Below are 21,833 nucleotides of genomic sequence, written 5' to 3'. Positions count from 1 at the left end.
ACCATGGGCGCGAAACGCTCATGGACATCTTCCACCGCCACCGGCAGGCCAATGCGCATGACCTGGCGGCCGCCGCACTCGAGCGCGCCTTGCAAACCGCCGAGTACCGGCCGGAAGCCCAAGTATGGAAAGGCATCGCGGCCCTGCCGCAGGCGCCTGAGCTGGCCTTTTTGTTTTTCAGCAATGCCGCCCGGGCCCTGCCCGAGCGCGCCGACATCCATGCCCTGATCGGCCGCAGCCTGCTGGCCCAGGGGCACAGTGCCCTGGCCTGCAAATACCTGACCACGGCGTGGCGCAAACAGCCCAACGAAGCGGCCATTCGCATGACCCTGTGGGAGGCCCGCAGCCAGGCGCAAGCGCCCGCCGAACTGCGCAGGACGATCCTCGCCAACCTGCCGGAGATCACCTCAGGCAAGGAACTGGCCCTGGTCCTCAAGCTGCTGGCCGCACAAACCGACCCCCTCACTACGGTCGGCGTCATGCGCTACATCGAGGAACGCCGGGAAATCCATGGCTGGGCCATCGACCTGCGCAACCTGCAAACGCCAGTCGCCCTGCTGCTGGAGGCCAACGGTGCCAGAGTCTCAACTACAGCCAGCGCCCCTCACCCGCTGCTGAGCGCGGCCGGCCTGCCTGCCACCCATGGCGGCATCCGTATCAGCGTGCCCAACCCGACAGCCGCCGTGCACGTTCGCTTCGCCGATGGCTCGCCACTGCACGGTAGCCCGGTGTACGCCATGCCTGCCCTGGTGCCGCCGCCTGCTGCAGGCGGTGGCGGCCTGGAACAACCGGTTGATGTACTGATCCCGGTTTATGACGGCCTTGAAGAAACCCTTGAGTGCATCAACAGCGCCCTTGAAGCCCGCAAGCTCAACCGCACGCCCCACCGCCTGGTGGTGGTCGATGATGCCTCGCCACAGCCCAAGCTGACCAAGGCGCTGAAGGTGCTGGCGGCCAAAGGCAAGATCACCCTGGTGCAGAACGCCGTGAACCTCGGCTTCATCCGCACCATGAACCGCGCCATGGCCCTGAGCCCGAACAAGGACGTGGTGTGGCTGAACGCCGACACCCGCGTGCACGGCGCCTGGCTCGACCGCCTGCGCCAGGTGGCCTATAGCGCCGAAGACATCGCCTCGGTCACGCCCTTCACCAACAACGGCGAGCTGATGAGCTTCCCGCAGAGCCAGGTGTGCCATGACATGCCCAGCGCCAAGGCGCAGGCCGAGCTGGACGAGCTAGCCCGCCAGGTGAACAGCCCACCAATGGAGATCGAGACCGGCTGTGGCTTCTGCCTGTACATCAGGCGCGCCGCGCTGGATGAGGCGGGCTACCTGGACGAGGTGCACCTGTCGCGTGGCTATGGCGAAGAAACCGACTGGTGCCTGCGCGCTCGCGAGCATGGCTGGCGGCACATGGGGGCGCCGAATGTGTTTGTTGCGCACCAGGGCGGCATCTCGTTCGGTGCCGAAAAGATCATGCGCGTGGCGCACAACAATGCCATTTTGCGCAAACGCTACCCGGATGCCTCGGCGCGGTACAACGCCTTCACCCTGCGTGACCCGATCAAGCCGGCCCGGCAAGCGCTGCAACAGGCGCGCCTCAAGCACCTGGCCAACAAGTCGGCAAACGAACAGAACGCTTGCTGGCCAGCTGGGGCCGACAAGGCCCTGTACATCCATGACGGTTCGAACAGCGACGCCGACTTCAGCCTGAGCTACCACCGCGATAGCCATCGCGAGTGGGCAGTGCTGCGCGCACCCCTGAAGCCACTGACGCTGAACCTGGAGTTCGAGCTGCCGAGCGACCTCACCCGTTTGGTCGAATGCCTACGAAATTTGCCGGTTCAGAACCTGGTGTTCCAGCAATTGGCGGGCTGCCCGATGGCCTTGTGCGACCTCCCTTCCCTGCTGGACATCCCGTACTGCATCCTCTGCCACGACGACCACCTGCTCAACCTGCAAGGTGACTACGACTGGCAGCGCTTTGCCCGGGAAGCCACCAGCGTGCAGCTGCCTTGGCAGGCACTTCAGCAAAGCTATGCCAGGGCCTTGCCTGGTGCCCATCTGCTCGCACAAACAAATTCGACTCGCAGCATTGCACCTGCCGTAACACCAAAGGTACTGCTGATTGGCGACAACCTGCGTAATCCTGACACCGCCCAGCGCTGGCTAAAGCTCGCCAGGCACATCAGGCGCGAGCAACTGCCCATTCGTTTGCTGGCACGGAGCGACAGCCCTTGGCTTAAACAATTGAGAGCCATCGGAACCGTACACGAGCTTCCTGAAGTCCATGACTTCAGCCTGGCCGAATGCGCCCAGGCAGCTGGCTGCGAAGCCGTACTGAGCCTCGTCGAGAACCCTGGCAGCGGCTGGCATGCACCGGCCCTCGCGGAAGAACTGGCCCAGCCACTCTTCGCTGATTGTGGCCTGCTGGCAAGCGAAGCCGGCGCATCCCCCCACACCTCTTTGCCTTTTTCACCGAGCCCGGACCGATGACCCAACACCTCCTGGACCAACCACAGGCGGCTCAGCAGCCCGTCATCTCTCCTGCCTTCAGTGGCGCCATCCTCGGCTTGGAGGGTGACGTGCTACATGGCTGGGCCATGGATAATGCACAGCCGGAACAACGCCTGATCATCGAGGTGTTCGTCGATGGCGCCAGTGTCGCGCTCGCCCGCGCCGACCAGTACGAGCCGCAAGCGCCGGCCGGCGACCAGTTCCACGGGTTTGTCGTGCAGCTGCGCCAGAGCTGGCTTGATGAAGCACGCGTCATCACCGCGCAGATCGCCAACCAGGCGGTTTCTCTCGATGGCCAGGTACTACTGCCCACCACGCCAAGTCAGGACACTGCGTCCGTTGCGTCACAGGTGTGGCACACCGGCGGCCTGCGGGTCGGCGGCTGGTGCTGGGACCCACAGGCTCCGCGCCGCCATGTGCAAGTGACCGTGCGTGAAGGTAACCAGGTCATCAGCCAGGCCACGTGCAACGTGCACAACCAGGCCCTCGCATACAGAGCTACCAGCGACCACGGATTTGCGATCGACCTGCCCTGGGAGCTGGCTGACGGCAAAATGCATGTGCTGGATGTGGTCAATGACCTGGGGCAGCCACTCGCGGGCAGCCCCATCCGCCTGCGCTGCTGGCCAGAGGGTGTGGAGGGCCTGATCAAGCAGCTTGACTCGACGCAGGATGCCGCAACACTGGAGCTGCTCAGCGCAGTCGCCAACGAGCAAAGTCTGCGCCTGCCGAAAAGTGCTGGCTGGGAGAGCTACCCCCAGTGGTTCGAGGCGTTTCAGCGTCTGGATGAAAAGGACTCCCCTGCCCTGCAAGGCAAGCTCGGCCTGTTGCTGATCAGCGAAGGTGAAGAAGCCCTGGAGCAAATCAGCCTGACGAGCCTCGGCGGTAATCGTGAAGACGTTCATACATTGGCCATCGCACCCTCGGCAGACCTGACACCGGGGATTGCTCAACTGCTGGCGGCAGGCTGTGATCGCATCTTGCCGCTGCATGCCGGTGATCGCCTGGCACCCCATGCCCTGCCTCACCTTAGCGCATTGCTCGATGATGGCAGTGCGTGGGCATTTGCCGATTGTGACCGGGACGGCCCTCAAGGCGAGCGCAGCCTGCCCTGGCTGAAACCAGTGTGGGATATCGACCTGTTCATCGGGGCCGATATCTTCACGCCGGGTGCGATCTTTGGCGCGAGCATGATAGAAACAGCCATTGCACTGCTGAGCGCCCGAGGTGATCAAGCATCCGTTGACTGGCACGAGCTGATTGCAGGCGTGGCCTTGGCCACTCAGAACAGCGACGAAACGGTAGCTCACTTGCCTCGCGTGCTTTACCACCGAGCCCACCATGCACCGGCCAGCCCGGAGCAGGCAGAGCCGTCGCTGCAACGGCTGCGCGCGGTGGAGTGGTTGTGCGAGGCGCTGGCATCGGGAGCTTCGGTGAGTCGCGTGGCGGGTTACCCGGCACTCCTCAGAGCCCACTGGCCGCTGCCTGAACAATTGCCACGCGTGAGCCTGATCGTGCCGACTCGGGATCAGTACAAGCTATTGCATGCCTGCATCGAAGGGCTACTGAACGACACCGACTATCCCAACCTGGAAATCATCGTTGTCGACAACCAGTCCAGCGATCCCGCGACCCTGGCCTATTTCGAGGACATCAAGGCGCGGGGCGTGACCCTTCTGCACCATCCCTACCCGTTCAACTATTCGACCATCAACAATCGCGCTGCCAGCATTGCGACGGGCGAGCTGATTGGCCTGGTGAACAACGATATCGAGATCATCGACGGCGGGTGGCTCAAGGAAATGGTTGCTCAGTTGCTCCGCCCGAATGTTGGCGCAGTGGGGGCGAAACTGCTGTGGCCAAACCGTATGGTGCAGCACGGTGGCGTGGTTGTGGGGATCAATGGCCTCGCTGCACATACAGGTAACAACCTGGAACAGCACGATGCTGGATACCTTGGGATGAACCAGATCAGCCGCAGGCAAAGCGCCGTGACTGCAGCTTGCTTGTTGCTGCGCAAATCGGTGTTCGATGATGTCGGCGGGCTGGATGAGCGTGCGTTTCCCGTGGCATTCAATGATGTGGACCTGTGTTTGCGAATTCAGCAACGAGGGATGCACTTGCTTTGGAGTGCATTTGCGCAGCTGATTCATGCCGAGTCAGCCAGCCGAGGCAAAGATCTCACTGCGGAAAAAAAAGCACGCGCTCAACGCGAGCAAGAGAATTTCATTAAGCGCTGGGGCGCCACTCAAACAGACCTTAATTATCACCCCGCACTTAGCCTCGATTACTTGACTGGTCCTTATGGTGGGATCGCATTACCACCGCAGCGCGCTGGCCAGCGGCTCAACAACCCCTCAGTCACGAAGCCAGATACAACGTCTAAAGATCAAAAAATTAGCCGACCCATGGAATCTGTCAGCCACTAGCTGACAGCCTTGAACCGGTCAGATATTAACCACCTCAAAATGGACGGATCATAAATGAAGCATTTGGATTGCACGCTACGAGACGGTGGCTATTACAACAACTGGAATTTCTCCGAAACACTGGTAGCGCAGTACATCGCCGCCATGCAAGCCGCAGGTATCCACACTATTGAGCTGGGGCTCCGCTCCCTGAAAAATAATAAATTCAGCGGCGCGTGCGCTTACACAACTGATAATTTCCTCCGCACCCTGGCTATTCCACCCTGCTTTACTGTCGGTGTGATGGTGAATGCTAGCGAACTGGTCGGCCAGCTTCCGCTTCAGCACGCGCTGAGCCTATTATTCCCTGTTAAAGCAGATGAATCGCCTGTTGATCTGGTACGTATTGCATGCCACGTCCACGAGTTCGCCGATGCGCTGCCAGCCTCTAACTGGCTGAAAGAGCGCGGTTATCAAGTCGGCTTTAACCTGATGCAGGTAGCTAACTGCTCAGAAAGCGAAATCAAGTCACTGGCAAAACTTGCGACCGGCTTCCCACTGGACGTTCTTTACTTTGCGGACAGCATGGGCAGCATGTCGCCGAACGACGTTGCTGAAATCATTAATTGGATCAAGAGTGAGTGGAGTGGCCCGCTCGGAATCCATACCCATGATAACTTGGGCCTTGCATTGTCCAACTCACTGCGCGCGATGGATGAAGGTGTCACCTGGCTTGATTCGACAGTGACCGGGATGGGCAGAGGGCCAGGGAATGCTCGCACAGAAGAACTGGCAATCGAGATCGCTGCACGCGAGAAAAAAGCATCGAACTTCATTCCTTTGATGCAACTGCTTCGCGAACACTTTAAGCCCATGCAAGCAGAATATGGCTGGGGCACCAATCCATATTACTACCTCGCTGGCAAGTACGGCATTCACCCTACTTATATCCAGCAAATGCTCAGTGACTCCCGCTTCGGGGAAGAAGATATTCTCGCTGTCATTGAGCATCTTCGAAAAGAGGGTGGAAAGAAATACAGCGAAAACACATTAGACGCTGCCAGGCATTTCTACCAGGGCAACCCGACTGGAAATTGGCAACCTCAAAGCCTTTTCTTGGAAAAGGAGGTACTGCTGCTGGGTACTGGACCGGGTGTTGCTGCACACCGGCAAGCATTGGAGCAGTTCATTACCGAACATAAGCCATTGGTCGTGGCATTGAACACACAAAGCTCGATTGCAGCTGAGCTTATCGATGTGAGGGTAGCCTGCCACCCCGTGCGATTGCTTGCAGACTGTGAAGCCCATATCAACCTGCCGCAACCGCTAATCACACCGTTCTCAATGCTCCCAGCCGATGTACAGGATGCGCTGAGAAGCAAGAATATTTTTGACTATGGGCTGAATGTACAAAGCGAGAAATTCTCTTTCGAGGATACGCACTGCACCATTCCGACCTCACTGGTGGTTGCTTATGCGCTGGCCGTAGCTGCTTCCGGTAAGGCAAAGCGGATTATGATGGCAGGCTTTGATGGATACATCGGCGAAGACCCGCGCAACGCCGACACCAATAACTTGCTCAAGAAGTACCAAGCTACACCAGGCAGCACCCCTCTGCTCTGCCTGACCCCAACGCGCTACGACATCAAGTGCCAAAGCATCTACGGACCTGTTAAATGAACAAACAAAAGCTGACTTGCTTCTTACCCTGCAGAAAGGGAAGCGAGCGCATTCCGCAAAAAAATATTAAACCTTTTGCAGGGTTTAAGTTTGGTTTGATCGAAATAAAACTTAAGCAACTGATCGAGTCGAGTAGCATCGACGAAATCATGCTAAGCACCAATGACGACTGCATTCTTGAATATGCATCTTCGCTGAAGTGCGACAAGATCAAACTTCACAAAAGATCCGACGCACTGTCTTCAAGCAGCACAAGCACAGATGAACTCGTAGCGCATGCGGCGTCGCTAATCCAAGAAGGCAACATACTCTGGACGCATGTCACCTCACCCTTCTTAACCGCTGATCGCTACAACGAGATTATTTCCCTTTATTACAAGAAGATTAACGAAGGTTATGACTCGCTAATGACGACAACACTTATTCACAGCTTCTTGTGGAATCAGCAGCAGCCTCTTAATTATGACAGAAATGTTGAAAAGTGGCCTAGAACCCAGACGCTCGAGGCCATCCATGAGATAAATAGTGGAGCCTTCATTGCTAGCACTGAAATTTACAGCACTTTAGATGATCGTATCGGGCAGAAGCCCTACCTTTACCCACTTGACAAACTCGTGAGCCATGACATCGACTGGCCTGAGGACTTCACGGTCGCTGAATGCCTAATCGAGAAAGGACTGGCAAAGGTATGACTATCCGCAAACTCGATCTCTTCAGCTATTCCACTTTGGTATTCGACTGTGACGGAGTTGTGCTCAACTCCAACAAAGTAAAAACTCAAGCCTTTTACCAAGCTGCTCTCCCCTATGGAAAGCAAGCTGCCGAGGCGCTAGCGAGGTACCATGTTGAAAACGGCGGTATATCTCGCTATAAAAAGTTCTCCTATTTCCTAGAACATATAATCCCACAACAAGCCAATAACGACATTGTTGACACCCTGCTTTCCGATTACGCAAACCATGTCCAGGAAGGCTTACTAAGCTGCGAAATCTCGCCTGCCCTTTTCAATCTTCGCGAGCAAACAGCACATGCAAATTGGCTAATAGTTTCTGGTGGCGACCAGAATGAACTGCGCTCAATATTTAAACAGCGCAATATCGCAGATATGTTTGACGGCGGGATTTTTGGAAGCCCTGACGCCAAAGAAGAAATTTTAGAACGCGAAGAAAGAAAACTCAACATCAAGCCAAACTCTCTATTCTTGGGAGACAGCAAATATGACTACCAAGCTGCCAAAAGCGCGAACATGGACTTCACATTCATCAGCGCCTGGTCAGAAGTGCAAAATTGGGAGCAATGGTGTAATGAATACAATATAACCAACACCCCCTACCTTACAGATTTAATCAACCCTCAAGCAAATCAGTGATTGAGGCGACACAACTACAAGTAAATCCACGCAACTTACGCTCGAACGCAACAATTATACACAAAAATAAATACGCACTTTTAGCACCATTTAGCCAACCAAACACCCTCAAAAAAAGGCTCTAGAAATCAATCTAGAGCCATATTCCAAAATTCGACTATTTAATTCTTACAACCTTCTAAATCCAGATAAAGCAACCAGCAAGTGTTTCATTGCTTTAATCCACTCTCAACCCTATCTCCAGACCAAACTGCATAAATATTGCTCAGCAATCGGACTTGATCAGCGGCAGTTTTCCTAACCACTTCACTGGACGTTTTCTTATGGACAACCACTTCCCCATCTATTTCTCTCAGGACTTTAACAATCCCAGCTTCAGTGGGTGAAATAATGTAACCGTTGACCCCCTCAGCAATGTCTTCACCTATCCCGCCTAAATCACTGGCAACCACCCAGCAACCGCAAGCTACGGCTTCTCGAGTTACAAGACCAAAACTCTCTGGCCAAGTTGAAGGCGCAAAGAGAACATCAATTTGACGATAAAGATCAACGACATCTTCCTGCCTAACCCGCCCAATAAATTTGACGGGGACGTCTCCCCATAGCGAATGATGTTCGTACCCTTCTTCCTTCGAGTGATCAACGACAAGAAACTCTATGTTCTTAGGCTGAGATGCAAGTACTGCTTCCTTCAGCAGATAGTACCCCTTGTGTTCAGACATTCCGCCAATGTGACCACAAATTACTTTACTGGAGTAGGCCGTGTCTTTATTCTGCCACTGTACGTTATCGGATATTCCATTAGGCGTAACAGTCACCTCAGCAATCCCATTTGCCCTGTAAATCTCTGCGAATGCATTGGATACAGTCAGAACCTCAGCGGCCCCAAGCAACAACTCCTTCAGATCGCGACGACGCTCGATAGAGTCTGCGAGCTTGATATTGGTGGGCAACTCAATCTTTTGATACAGATCTGGATGCCCTTGCGGATAGACTTTAGAATTATGGTCTACCAAGAACTGAAAATCTGAAATCCACCAAGCGTCATGCGCTGTTACAACGTATGGCACGCCACTATCTTTTGCAGCCGATACTATAGAGGCAGTTAAACGCTGGACACAATGGAAGTGTATGAGATCCGGCTTTTCACACTCCAGAAACTCGTTGAAAAGACGATACATCTCAGGATCTTTCGGGTGCCAGTCCATATGCTCGCGCCAAAGCGTAGTCGCGCGATAAACACGACAGCCTTCGTGATTATAGACAGTAAGCTTGTGCGCTTCGCGGCACTCCACATCAGCAGTAAATACACACAAGTCAAATTGACCAGCGTAATCCTTCACCAGCGTCGAGAAATTATCTGCAACAACACGCGTTGCCCCACCAATTGACTGGGGAGGGAAGAACACGTTAACCAATGCGACTTTTTTCTTTACTGCAGGCTTAGCAGCAGCATAACTCTCAATGTTCTTGCTCAGGGATTTCCCTAGCGCCTCCAAACCATAGTCGGAAGTTGCACGACGTTGGGCAGCTTGCCCAACTGAAAGGCGTAGATCGCTATCACCTACCAGTTGCTTCAGCGCCGAATACCACTCACTTTCACTGCTTGCCAGGTATCCGTCCTCACCATCCTTGACAACATCTCTATAGTTTTCCGTCGTGCTCAATACGGACGGAATGCCGTAGCACGCTGCTTCAAACCATTTAAGCTCACTTTTGCACGAGTTGATGCGATCATCATGCAGCACGGCAATATTGATATCAGCCTGCTCCAGAAGCGACCAATAACCTTGGACACTATCAATTGCAGGAAGGTGAATATACCTTCCCTCATAGGCTTGTTCAAACGCCTTCGGCAATCGAAGATATCCGACCACAATCAACCGAACATCAGAATAATCATTGAATATGCGCTCAATTGCAGGCAACGCCTGTTCAATGAAATCGATATTGTGCGCCTGCGTACCACTTCCGTAGAAGATATCAATGTGCTTTTTGGCAGCTTTGTCAGTGGTGCGAATTTTATTGAGGCTATCCAAGCCGTTCCGGTGAAGCCAGCAGCGCCGTTCCTGCACCAGGTTTTGCAACTCGCGCCTTAGCGGCTCTGTCGATGCAATACCATGACGGCACAGTCGAGCAGCGGCGTTGAATAATGCCATCCCTCGAGTCAACTCTCGATAGGTCTCATTGGACACATAGCCGCCATAACTTTCCAAGGCAGGCGGATACTCTGGCACGAAAAGCAAATCATCAATTTCGTAGAGGCTGAGTTTTCCGGTGGCGTTAACCTGCGCGATGGCCTTGATGACTTGCACCACGGCAGGCACACGATAAAATATCACAACATCATGCAGCGCCAATTCATTCTGCTTTAACTGAAGCTCAGTCCAGCTTATCGCGGTGGCTGTCTTACCCTGCAGCTGCAATTGCTCCAGCTTTTGATCTATTCGATAGCGCACGCATTGCGGAACGTGGAAATCACCAACAATAAGAACACGGTCGGTATTGATATCGCCCAACGGCCCTAACGTTGGAATGGGGGAGTCGCTATTCGACGCATCCACACCGCTGGCGGTCAGATAGGCGCGATAGATAAAGTTTACAACCTCACACGCTTCCTGAATCAAAAGATCACGATCCTGCATGTCCACACGAACCAACATGGCCGCGTGCAGGTCTTGCCACTTCTGATCGACCAACCGATCGAGCTCATCATAGAGCGCCCGATGATTAGGGTTGCGCAAAATGCCTTTGGAGAGCATTTCAATCGCTTCGTCTGGGCGATGCAGCCTATTCAAGCAAAGCGCACAATTAAACTCCGTCCAGATCGATGCACCAGGCAAATCCGATGCTGCCTCGAAGTATCGAAGCGCAATACTGACGTGCCCTTCCTCCATGTAGCTGGAGCCCAATTTATTTAGAGCTTCAGCGGAAGGTGCAATGCCGAGCGCGGCTTGAAGCAAGTTACGACCCTGCTGCTTCTTATGGCACTCAAGGTAGTACGAACCGAGACCGAGCAGTACGACCTGAGTCTTGTGCGGCGTATCGTCAAGCGGTAGAGGGATGACATTGTTACCTAACAGCGTATCAAAAACTCGCTGAGGGCTTATTTCAAAGCCATCCCGTGCGCTTCGCTCAAGAACGGCAGAAATATTGAAGCCGGTCGGAATCAAACGCTCAGGTAAGTCATTCTTCACGGCCCATTCTGCAACAGAAGGAAAACGACCTTCAGATTTCCCAAACCGTTGATAATGGAGGTCAGCCAGAGGCTGTGTAGTGATGCCATTGGCTTTCAAGTCTGGATACATCGCAAGGTAGAAGTCCAGTTCCACCTTTTTGCTCTGTAGTGGAAGCGGCTTCAGCCCTGCTGTCGTTTCGACGACGGACTTCTCGCTGGCGAGTTCAGCATCGCCTGCTGCATGGGAAGCTGACGCATACCGCCCTTCTCGATATCCAAATGCATGCCAGTGACTGACAAGATCCTCATCGCTCAACTCAGCCAAGTCAGCATAACTGAGGCGATAATATGCGGTATCCAAAGCAATTCTATACGATCCAGCCTTTTGCTGAGTCGCAATCGCCCCAGGCACTACCTCAAGACCTGCTTGCCCTTCGAAACTTTGATCTTTTTCCCTGACTGACATCTATGACGTTCCTATTTATTCCTATCACCCATTAAAAGCGGATAATTGGATAATTCCCTTTCTTGCAAGTCGAGCTTAACTAGCAAGCACTTTTAATGTCTACCTATACACTCTCAGAACCATTTGCACCGGATCAGCGTCTTGCCCCCACAGCCATTCACGCACCTTTAGTGCCTAGGCCTGCTGATCCTCTGCAGGCTTGCACTGCTCGCCATCACCTTGAGCCTTGAGCCTTCTGCTGCGGTCCTTCGTTGGATCCGTACTGCGGCTTGGCCGATTGAGGTGACAAACACAACCTCACGATCAAGTGTGTATTTTTACATATCAGGGTGGTCTAATTCACCCACGCGCTGATTTTCTGGCTAAGGTTGATGCGAAGTTTCTCAGCGTGGTGTGCTTAGGACAACATTTTTCGATCAAATAGAGCAGCTTTCTATGATATTTGTAACAGGCGGTGCCGGCTTCATCGGTTCGAATTTCGCACTGCAGTGGTGTGCGAATAACAGCGAACCCGTGGTCAACCTTGATGCGCTTACCTACGCAGGCAACTTGGGCAACCTACAGTCGCTGGAGGGCAATGCACAGCACCAGTTTGTTCATGGCAACATCTGTGACGCAGCGCTGCTTGCCCAGCTATTCGCTGAACACCGTCCCCGCGCGGTCGTGCACTTCGCAGCCGAGTCCCACGTTGACCGCTCGATCTCTGGTCCCGAAGCGTTCGTCGAAACCAACGTTGTAGGCACCTTCCGCCTACTCGAAGCGGCACGCGCACACTGGAACAGCCTCGAAGGCGACGAGAAAGCAGCCTTCCGTTTCCTGCACGTCTCCACCGACGAGGTATACGGCACGCTCGGGCCAAACGACCCAGCGTTCACCGAAACCACTCCATACGCTCCCAACAGCCCTTACTCGGCCAGTAAAGCTGCCAGCGACCACCTGGTGCGCTCGTACTTCCACACCTATGGCATGCCTGTACTGACCACCAATTGCTCGAACAACTACGGCCCGTTCCACTTCCCAGAAAAGCTGATCCCGTTGATGATCGTCAACGCCCTGGCTGGCAAGGCCCTGCCGGTATACGGCGACGGTCAGCAAATCCGCGACTGGCTGTACGTCGAAGACCACTGCTCGGGCATCCGCCGCGTCCTGGAGGCCGGAACCTTCGGCGAAACCTACAACATCGGCGGCTGGAACGAGAAAGCCAACATCGACATCGTTCGCACCCTTTGCAGCCTGCTTGATGAGCTTGCCCCTGCCTCCTCGCGCCAGGTGATCAATCAGCAGACTGGCAAACCGGTCGAACAATACGCAGAGCTGATTACCTATGTCACCGACCGCCCAGGCCACGACCGCCGCTACGCTATCGATGCCCGCAAGATCGAGCGCGAATTGGGCTGGAAGCCTGCTGAGACCTTCGATACCGGCATCCGCAAAACTGTAATGTGGTACCTGGCCAACCAGGAGTGGGTTAAAGGCGTCATGGATGGCAGCTACCGTGACTGGGTTGCTCAGCAGTACGGAGCAAACAAGGCGTGAAAATCCTGCTGCTGGGAAAAAACGGCCAGGTAGGCTGGGAACTACAGCGCGCTCTGGCCCCGCTGGGTGAAGTCATCGCACCGGACCGCCAGGGCAGTGGCGAACTCTGCGGCGACCTGGCTGACCTGGAAGGCCTTGCCGCCACCGTACGCCAAGTAGCCCCCGATGTGATCGTCAATGCGGCCGCCTACACGGCGGTGGACAAGGCAGAAAGCGAACAGGCGCTGGCAGCACTGATCAATGCCGAGGCTCCTGGCGTGCTGGCACGCGAGGCTGCTGCATTGGGTGCCTGGCTGATTCACTACTCCACGGACTATGTGTTCGATGGCAGCGGCCAGAGCTGCTGGCAGGAAGATGCGCCCACTGGTCCATTGTCGGTCTATGGCCGCAGCAAGCTCGAAGGTGAACGCGCCATCGAGGCCAGCGGCGCCCGCGCCGTGGTACTGCGCACCAGCTGGGTGTATGCTGCGCGGGGTCATAACTTTGCCAAGACCATGCTGCGTCTGGCTGCCGAGCGTGATGCGCTCAATGTGGTAGCCGACCAGTTTGGTGCCCCTACCGGGGCTGAACTGATCGCAGATGTTACCGCACACATCCTGCGACAGATCACCAATGCTGCAGACGCAAGCCAGTTGGCCGGTACCTATCACCTGGCCGCAGCGGGCGAAACCAGCTGGCACGGCTTTGCTCGGTTCGTGCTGGCTCACGCTGGCAGTAAAGGTGTTGCGCTGAAAGTTTCGGCCGAGCAGGTCGGCGCCATCAGCACCGAGGACTATCCAGTACCCGCACCACGGCCGCGCAACTCGCGCCTGGCGCTGGACAAGCTCGAAAGCACCTTCAAACTCAAGATGCCGCTTTGGGAGCAAGGCGTGCAACGAATGCTGGACGAAATTCAGTAATAGGGACTCTCATGGCTCGTAAAGGAATTATTCTGGCTGGCGGTTCGGGCACTCGCCTGCATCCAGCCACACTGTCGGTATCGAAACAGCTGCTGCCGGTGTATGACAAACCGATGATCTACTACCCGCTCAGCACGCTGCTGCTGGCCGGTATCCGCGACATCCTGATCATTTCCACACCGCAGGACACACCGCGTTTCGAACAGCTGCTGGGTAACGGCAACCAGTGGGGCCTCAACCTTTCTTATGCAGTGCAGCCAAGCCCGGACGGATTGGCGCAGGCATTCACCATCGGTGCCGACTTCATTGGCAACGATACGTCGGCCCTGGTACTGGGCGACAACATTTTCTACGGTCATGATTTCCAGTCGCTGCTGCTCAACGCCGGCCAGCGTGAAACCGGCGCCTCGGTTTTCGCCTACCACGTTCAGGACCCTGAGCGTTACGGTGTAGCGGAGTTCGACGACAGTGGCCGCGTGCTCTCGCTCGAAGAGAAGCCGAAAGTACCTAAATCCAGCTATGCAGTTACCGGCCTCTATTTCTACGACAATCAGGTTGTCGACCTGGCCCGAGGTCTTAAGCCGTCCGCCCGTGGCGAGCTGGAAATCACTGACCTCAACAACCTCTATCTGCAGCAAGAACAACTGCAAGTCGAGATCATGGGGCGCGGCTACGCCTGGTTGGACACTGGCACCCATGACAGCCTGCTTGATGCTAGTCAGTACATCGCCACCATGGAGCGCCGCCAAGGCCTCAAGGTCGCTTGCCCGGAGGAGATTTGCTATCGCGCCGGCTGGATCGATGCCGAGCAGCTCGAACGTCTGGCTCAACCGTTGCTGAAAAACGGCTACGGGCAGTACCTGAAAAACCTGCTTAAAGAAAAGGTGTTCTGATGCACGCGGTTCCATTGGCCATCCCCGACGTTTTCCTGTTCACCCCCAAGGTGTTCGGCGATGAGCGTGGCTTCTTCTACGAAAGCTTCAATGCCAACATTTTCAGCGAAGTCACCGGCCAGCGCCCCGAGTTCGTTCAGGACAATCATTCACGCTCGGTGAAGGGCGTATTACGCGGGCTGCACTACCAAATGCCGCCACACGCCCAAGGTAAACTGGTGCGGGTGATTCAGGGTGAAGTGTTCGACGTTGCGGTAGATATTCGTCGCTCTTCCCCTACTTTTGGCAAATGGGTTGGCGCTGTCCTTTCCGCCGAAAACAAGAACCAGCTGTGGATTCCGCCAGGATTCGCGCACGGCTTCGTCACCCTGAGTGACACGGCCGAGTTCCTGTACAAGACCACCGACTTCTACTCACCTCGCAGCGAGCGCTGCATTGCCTGGGATGACCCGGCAATCGCGATCGAGTGGCCGATTGACTTCACTCCTAGCCTGTCGGGCAAGGACCAGCTGGGATCAGCATTGGCAGACGCTGAATTATTCGATTGAAATCGAAGCGAGGCTGATTATGAAATTCACAGCCTCGCTTTCGCTCCGCTATATCATCTTTATTTCGCAAATCTCGACTAAGAATCCAACCAAAAATCTTAGAAACCAAAGGTGAATCAGTTGCCTTCAATAAATTTTGAATACTCTGCTTTTGACGTAAGCCTCAGCATAGCGGCAGAAAGCTCACCGAAAGTAAGTTTCGACGATGGAAAAACTTGGCAGACACCAAACCTGGAAAGCCCAGGAAAATACACTTACACTGTACCGGAAGACTTTTCACTCATCACTGATAGCGCGCTAATTAAAGAAAGCAATGGCGAGGTAATTACAATTTCTCCGCCATTAGATTTCGACGTAAGCCGCTCACACGACATCCACTATCTTAATGAAAAGGTTTTCAACTTTCGTAGCAGGATATCTGACAAGACAATATTTTACCACTACCTCCGCTCTCTATTCCTCTCGATGGATCGGAGCAGCAAGTTTTTCTGGGGTGTGATTTCCGTTCTTGCTTTCCGTGTGGCGGAGGATCCGGAGGCTAGAGCTGGCTTAGGACGTGAATTAATCCGTATTCGGAGAGACCTAATCACTCACAAGCCTCCGGCACCTCTAGACCCGGTTTCGCTGCGCTGGTGGATTTCTTCGGGCACAAACCTGATCCCAGTGGCAGAATTTTATAACCTCCGCGACAGCGCATTTGACATTGCGAAGGATATTTATGAAATGCGTGATGATAGCGCTAAGGCGCATATTGTCTATTGGAATACAGCTTCAGCCATGTTGCTTTATGCTTTTTATCTGTATGGCCAAGATCGAAACGGAGAGGCCTCGGACATCTTCTTAAACACCTTCACATTATGCCGCCGCGGCATTTCCGACATTTTCAATCCTCAAAATAAAAGCATCTTAAGCCAATATCCAGACTGTACGGCCCTAATCGAAATTGGCCGCAACGCCTTCGCATGCCATGCCGTTCTAAACGGCCGAAAATTTCAACCCGGCACGACGGCAGAATACCCGGTCGACTTAAAAGGTTACTACATCGATTTCATTGGCGCTGTACGGCGACATGATAAAAGCTTCCCGCCAAAGCTTGGTTACTTTATTCAACTTAAAGACCGCATGAATAAAGCAAGGGATATTTTGTTTAGCGACTGATGCGATTCATAAGAGTCAGCACCGAATCTAAAAGCTAGCCCAACGCAGCGCTCTGGCATCTCTAAACCGCGCCCCCCAGTATTAGAATGGGTGCCAGAGCCGGCGTCGCAGACCTTGACAAGAAATCTACACAATCCCAGTACGACACTGATTTTCGCCACGTGCCAGCGCAAAATTATTGCATCATAGAGGTTTACTAGCCCGCAAGCCATGTACAGAAATTGGATAAACCCTTTCAACGCACTAGAGGCATTACGGCCAAAACTAAACCGAAAGCGCCAACCTTCGATTGCGAATTACCTCATCAGCTTTCGAGCCATGAAGTCTCTTAAGATCAGCGGCTGCCATTTTTGCACCACTAAAATCCGAATCATGTATCAGTATATCTAAATACTCTCTCATCAACCCGAAATCATTCGGAAATTTTTCAAGTGCCGAACGGCATTTCATCTTTGCGAGATCCACATCACCACCAAGTCGAGAATACTTAACCGCTCGCACATATGCCAGCGAAGGTGCGTTCACCCCAAAGAGAGAAATCGCGAAGAACCATCGAGCTGCAGCTTGCTGCGGCGAACTTAACTGCTCAGCAACTTCGCAAAAAAGCTGAAAAGATGAGAAGCGTTTATTCGACTCGTAAAGCTTTAGGGCTTGATAACTGCCCCCTACCATATTTTTATTTTTCAATTGGCGCTTAGTCAGCGCCAATCTCAGCGCATCTACGTATGCAGGGACACATGCCCTATGAGTACGAAACTTTTTTCGGGTTTCATTAACTTCATCCTTCCCCCCAATTATCAACCGCAGGAGATAGTCGGGGATCATATCGGCTGCCTTCAACGCCTCACTTACTCCATGCCCACAAAATGGCATGCGCATTCTGAATACTTTTTTTAGGCTCCGCTCATATTCACGATAATGACTGCAATCGATCGAATAAAATTGATCATACGCAATAAGAAATTCACTATCTTGACTTGTATTTTCCTTGACATCATCGCGTATAAATGAAATGCCCGCAGCCAAGATTTTAAATCCAGAGTCGAATTTTATTTTTTGCGGATCAATTGAAAACTGAGGGCAGATAGCGAAAACTTTCGAAGGCCGAAGCAGCCCCGAAGTATGAATAGCCCCGTAAGCACCCATGGACTGACCATAAGCTACAACCTCTGAATACCTATCAGATATACAGCGTATCTCAGCGATCATTGGCTCAATATCGTCATACTGATACCAATGATTACCACGCGGAATTACTTGAATAGTATCTAAACCGGCGCCCCTGAGCGTTTCACGGCTTTGGCCCTTACGAGGGAGATCCAAATAATGCGTAAGTTGTAATGCATGAAATGCAACAACCAACTGCCTGGATTGAGCCTCCGCCGCACGGCAGTATATCGCGACTAGGTTTTCAGATTCGTAGATGACCCTGTCGGACTCAGGGAAGTCGAGGGGGATTGAGGTCCTTCGCATGCTGATCGGTCTCCTGTGCAATATCGCAGTATACAAGCGACGCATGCACTTACGCACCTACAGGTTAGTCGCAAGATCTTGTAACAAACCGGTACAAACTCCACCAGCGGTCATCATCTCGACCACGGAGTCATCAATGCTTCATTGAACTTATCAGCGCTGGGCTTGCAGTGACACGCCCGGCCCAGACTTGTTGCCAGTCATCGCTTTGGCGAATTTCAGCAGCGATTTCTCAACGACCACATAGCACATCACCCCTCCCAGCAGGCCGACTGCCAAGGCGCCAACCGCATACACAATCGCAAGCTCCTTGCTGGCCACCTGACCGAACAACGCTACGAAAAGCACGTACCAGACCCGCTGAGTCATGGGGTGCGAGAGATACATCGAGTACGACGCCTCCCCCAACAGCAAGGCAGCCTTACTCACCTTGGCGCGCAGGTATTTCTCAAGCGAAATGACGCCACACACCAACAATAATGCTGGCACGCCATAACTCAACACCCTCGGCACAGCACCTGCATCGGCCAACAGCAATGCGGCAATCGAAACACTAATGAGCGCAGTCGTCATCACCTTGCCAAGGCCCAGCAAATAGTGACGCTTGTAGCCCACCAGGACACCAAACAGGAATTCCAGAATGATTGGATTGGTGTAGGTGATAGCCACTGCCCCCTCAGGTTTCAGCAATACACCCGACAGCACAAGCGAACACAGTACCAGCGCAATCATTACGACCCTGAGCGCTGGCCTGGCAACCCAAAGCGTCAGCCCAAAGAGCGCGTAAAAGAACATCTCATATACCAGTGTCCAGCCAACGGTATAAACAGGTGTGATATCCCCTACATCAGGATTCAGGGCTGGAATAAACAAAAGTGATTTGGCCAGAAAAGCCAGGTCGACACCGCGCGTATTGAAAAACAGGCTGGGCATATAGACCACCGCCGCAACCAGCGCCAGGGTGAACAGCCAATAAAGCGGGGCCACACGCAGAAAACGAGACAGCCAGAAGCGGAAAATGCTCTTGTTCCCAGCCTCGGTTGTGACCCACATGACGAAGCCAGATATCACAAAGAAGATATCAACGCCGAAGTCGCCAATGGGTTTTGAAAAGTACGGCGCTACTGCAAACATGACCAACGAGTGATAAAGAATGACGAGGGACGCTGCAGTACCTCTCAGGTACTGGATTCCATAAAATTTTTCCACACGTACAATCCATTGCTATCTGAATGAAGTCAAAGCGACATTATCCCCGCGCGCTTGCCTTTTCTCAACAAACGGTCAGAAGCTGGGCACGGCACCGTTATGCCTGGGCTGTCGCTGTCGCGGGCAGCCCAGCCCAGACACAGGCTATTCGAGTGAGACACGGCTCTGACGGCTCACTTCTGCACAGCCACCGCCGCAGGCTCAAGCAGCATCAGGGTGCCGGCGGGATTTTTGGTGATTACCGGGTATCTGGCCATCAACGCTGCGTCGTTCACATCCACATACGTAATCGTACCTTCGGCCACGCCCAGGTAAATGCATTGCAGGGGTTGTTCGAGCGCCGCTCTAACCAGGCGGTCCAAGTCTCGCTGCAACAACGTTTCAGCGATTCCAGGTCCTTTCAGCGGCGACGCGATATTCAACTCCGCCGCATAGATGGCCTGGCGTTGGGTAAGAATCAGACAGTCGCGCCCACGGTAGGTACTGCGCATGAATGCCAGTTCATCGGCCACAGTCGGATCACGCTCGGCATTCAGGCTTGTGACGTTGTTTGCTGCGTCCAGGGCCATCGAGGGGCTCACGGCAATAAAGGTCACGGCGCCCATCGACATGAACAACACGATTGGAAACGCCATCGTTTTTATTGGCAGCAGTGCACCACGGGCGCCCTCTGCCGAAAGCAGCCGGTCGGCTAATACGCCTGCAATGAAGATGCACGGCCAGGAAACCAGCAACAGGCAACTGACGTGCGACCGCCCCTGATAGTAAGCAAATAGCCCTAGCCCCAGAACAGCCGTGCACAACAACACATCACACAGCGGGTCATCGGCACCGTTTCGCCAGGCATACAGTGCTGCAACCATCCCTGCCGCATACAAGGCAATGACTACTTGCCAGGCGTCCAATGCAACGGGCATTGGCAGCATGCCGAAGCCTGTCATGTAGAAAATCTTTTGCGATATCAGGATTTCTTCAAGGTCCAGGGATGCCCCGGCCTTGATACGCAGCAGCACGAAGCATCCAATCAGTGTACCTATGGCGATGAACAGGAAAAGCGCTGCGCGGGCTGCCGCTTCGCGAACGTTGCCACGCAACAGAGCTTTCACGAACAGCGTTGCGCAGAGAGAGACGAGGACCGGCACACCCGTATCCACATTCCAGAACACCGCCACACCGGCGAGTACCGCCAGGGCGCCATACAACTGCCAACACGGCCTGTGCGCGTAAGCGGAGAACAGCAGCAATGCCACTACCGGCATGATGAACCTGATCGGGAAGTACTGAACATACATATCGTCAGCATGCCAGTTCAGGTACATGAACAGGCCCATCGAAAGCGATGACGCGAGAAAGACGAAGAGTGACAGCACCCCATTGTTGATATACCTGCGGATCAGCACCGCAAGCGCCAACAGGCCGATGGCCTGGAGCAGCGAGAAGAAGGCCGTCATCGAGAAGACGGACAACCCGGTAACCTTGAATATGGGCGCAATGATTTCCGGAAAAAATCCGTACTGAGAAGGCAAGTCTGCGATCAATGTTTTCCCGTGAACCACCTGATTCAGTGCATAAAGGGCTGCATCGACATGAACGGACCAGACCGGCGACAAGTTCACTGCGCCGATAGCCTGCAAACGGTAAGACGCTATCTGCAATGCTGTTGCAACAAGCACGACCACCCACCAGCCCATTCCAGCAAGTCGACTACGCCTGTTACTCCCTGCCCGTTGCATCAGCGTAACCGCCAGTGCCACAGCCATCGACAGCACGAAGAAACCGATCTGGTTTTCTTTTGCCCATTCAAACGGGAAAAACAGGAGTCTTGTGTACTCTGAAGACACCAGCGGCAAGACAAACAGCACCAGGGTGGCCACCAATGCACTCGCCCGAACCCAGGGGCTTGCAACACATGCGTGAAGCCCTGGGGCCGTTGCCCTTCCCGAAAAAAGGAAGTACCCGACCAGCAGCATTGGCGCGAAGGCAGCGAGCACTACATAAATCAGGCGCTCCACCGGTTCGGGCGCCACACTGTATGGCTGGCCGTTTCTGGCATGGACCAGCATCTGGTCCGATGGGATCGCCGGAATATCCTGCGGAGCGAGCGCCCCAATCAGTAAACCTGCAGCCACCACGCAGGCCAGGAAACACAGTAGGACCACCAGGCCTTCATACACATACGTTTCCCAGTACCGAATGCCTTTTTCCGCCCTTGCCACCATCACCCCCTCGTCGTCGGTCATGCTTGCGCGCGGGCAAACTACAGCGCCCTGCGACTATTTTCAAACGACCCTTTTCCTAGGCCACGAACACCGGCTTACTCCCGATCCTCTACATGACTTGCGCTGCGGGCCAGAGTACCCGGCCGTGTGCTTTTTCTGGTGCAGCAAATGCACACCTCGGCTATGATGCGGGCCCTCAGGGTGAGAGGATCAAGACTGCCCCCTGACAACCCAGCACGGACAAGCATTTCAGCGTGATAAACGGATTTTCTGAGCGTCCC

At 54.2% G+C, this 21,833-nt stretch carries 14 protein-coding genes; 10 read left to right on the top strand and 4 right to left on the bottom strand.

What is annotated here, in order from left to right:
• The first annotated feature begins 20 nt into the window (after positions 1–20).
• From ACLEJU_RS14295 to ACLEJU_RS14275, 5 genes are read left to right on the top strand one after another with little or no spacing between them, the layout of a single operon-like run.
• Positions 21–2,495, top strand: coding sequence for a glycosyltransferase family 2 protein (locus tag ACLEJU_RS14295; protein WP_435422892.1), 2,475 nt, complete (start codon positions 21–23; stop codon positions 2,493–2,495).
• Positions 2,492–4,945 (top strand): glycosyltransferase family 2 protein, encoded by a 2,454-nt coding sequence (locus ACLEJU_RS14290; protein WP_435422871.1) that lies wholly within the window; start codon positions 2,492–2,494, stop codon positions 4,943–4,945. Before ACLEJU_RS14295 ends, ACLEJU_RS14290 begins: the two co-directional genes overlap by 4 nt.
• Before the next feature lie 54 nt (positions 4,946–4,999).
• Positions 5,000–6,604, top strand: coding sequence for an aldolase catalytic domain-containing protein (locus ACLEJU_RS14285; protein ID WP_435422870.1), 1,605 nt, complete (start codon positions 5,000–5,002; stop codon positions 6,602–6,604).
• On the top strand, positions 6,601–7,296 hold the full coding sequence (locus tag ACLEJU_RS14280; protein WP_435422869.1) for a cytidylyltransferase domain-containing protein: 696 nt from the start codon (positions 6,601–6,603) through the stop codon (positions 7,294–7,296). The genes ACLEJU_RS14285 and ACLEJU_RS14280 overlap by 4 nt, the downstream gene beginning before the upstream one ends.
• A complete protein-coding gene (locus tag ACLEJU_RS14275) occupies positions 7,293–7,973 on the top strand; it encodes an HAD family hydrolase (RefSeq protein WP_435422868.1) in 681 nt (226 codons plus the stop codon). The genes ACLEJU_RS14280 and ACLEJU_RS14275 overlap by 4 nt, the downstream gene beginning before the upstream one ends.
• 209 nt (positions 7,974–8,182) lie before the next feature.
• Here the strand turns inward: ACLEJU_RS14275 and ACLEJU_RS14270 are convergent, their stop codons facing one another.
• Positions 8,183–11,617 carry a glycosyltransferase gene (locus tag ACLEJU_RS14270; RefSeq protein ID WP_435422867.1) on the bottom strand — a complete coding sequence of 1,145 codons (3,435 nt, stop codon included), beginning with the start codon at positions 11,615–11,617 and terminating at the stop codon, positions 8,183–8,185.
• Positions 11,618–12,052: 435 nt separating this feature from the next.
• Between ACLEJU_RS14270 and rfbB the strand changes: the two genes are divergently transcribed.
• The 5 genes from rfbB to ACLEJU_RS14245 all read left to right on the top strand — a co-directional run bounded on the left by rfbB (position 12,053) and on the right by ACLEJU_RS14245 (position 16,651).
• Positions 12,053–13,153, top strand: coding sequence for a dTDP-glucose 4,6-dehydratase (gene rfbB, locus ACLEJU_RS14265; protein WP_435422866.1), 1,101 nt, complete (start codon positions 12,053–12,055; stop codon positions 13,151–13,153).
• Positions 13,150–14,052 (top strand): dTDP-4-dehydrorhamnose reductase, encoded by a 903-nt coding sequence (gene rfbD, locus ACLEJU_RS14260; RefSeq protein ID WP_435422865.1) that lies wholly within the window; start codon positions 13,150–13,152, stop codon positions 14,050–14,052. Before rfbB ends, rfbD begins: the two co-directional genes overlap by 4 nt.
• Before the next feature lie 11 nt (positions 14,053–14,063).
• Positions 14,064–14,945 (top strand): glucose-1-phosphate thymidylyltransferase RfbA, encoded by an 882-nt coding sequence (gene rfbA, locus ACLEJU_RS14255; protein WP_435422864.1) that lies wholly within the window; start codon positions 14,064–14,066, stop codon positions 14,943–14,945.
• On the top strand, positions 14,945–15,493 hold the full coding sequence (gene rfbC / locus ACLEJU_RS14250) for a dTDP-4-dehydrorhamnose 3,5-epimerase (RefSeq protein ID WP_435422863.1): 549 nt from the start codon (positions 14,945–14,947) through the stop codon (positions 15,491–15,493). Before rfbA ends, rfbC begins: the two co-directional genes overlap by 1 nt.
• 111 nt (positions 15,494–15,604) lie before the next feature.
• The gene (locus ACLEJU_RS14245) at positions 15,605–16,651 is read left to right on the top strand and encodes a hypothetical protein (protein WP_435422862.1); all 1,047 of its coding nucleotides are present in this window, start codon (positions 15,605–15,607) and stop codon (positions 16,649–16,651) included.
• A gap of 264 nt (positions 16,652–16,915) precedes the next feature.
• Here the strand turns inward: ACLEJU_RS14245 and ACLEJU_RS14240 are convergent, their stop codons facing one another.
• The 3 genes from ACLEJU_RS14240 to ACLEJU_RS14230 all read right to left on the bottom strand — a co-directional run bounded on the left by ACLEJU_RS14240 (position 16,916) and on the right by ACLEJU_RS14230 (position 21,573).
• Positions 16,916–18,124, bottom strand: coding sequence for an alpha/beta hydrolase (locus tag ACLEJU_RS14240; protein WP_435422861.1), 1,209 nt, complete (start codon positions 18,122–18,124; stop codon positions 16,916–16,918).
• A gap of 153 nt (positions 18,125–18,277) precedes the next feature.
• Positions 18,278–19,333: an acyltransferase family protein gene (locus tag ACLEJU_RS14235; RefSeq protein ID WP_435422860.1), complete on the bottom strand. Its 1,056-nt coding sequence runs from the start codon at positions 19,331–19,333 to the stop codon at positions 18,278–18,280.
• A 173-nt stretch (positions 19,334–19,506) separates the two neighbouring features.
• The gene (locus ACLEJU_RS14230) at positions 19,507–21,573 is read right to left on the bottom strand and encodes a hypothetical protein (RefSeq protein WP_435422859.1); all 2,067 of its coding nucleotides are present in this window, start codon (positions 21,571–21,573) and stop codon (positions 19,507–19,509) included.
• Positions 21,574–21,833: the final 260 nt, after the last annotated feature.

It is taken from the genome of Pseudomonas sp. SMN11, assembly GCF_052041945.1.
Taxonomy (GTDB): domain Bacteria; phylum Pseudomonadota; class Gammaproteobacteria; order Pseudomonadales; family Pseudomonadaceae; genus Aquipseudomonas.
This window is presented reverse-complemented; position numbering and strand designations above follow the sequence as displayed.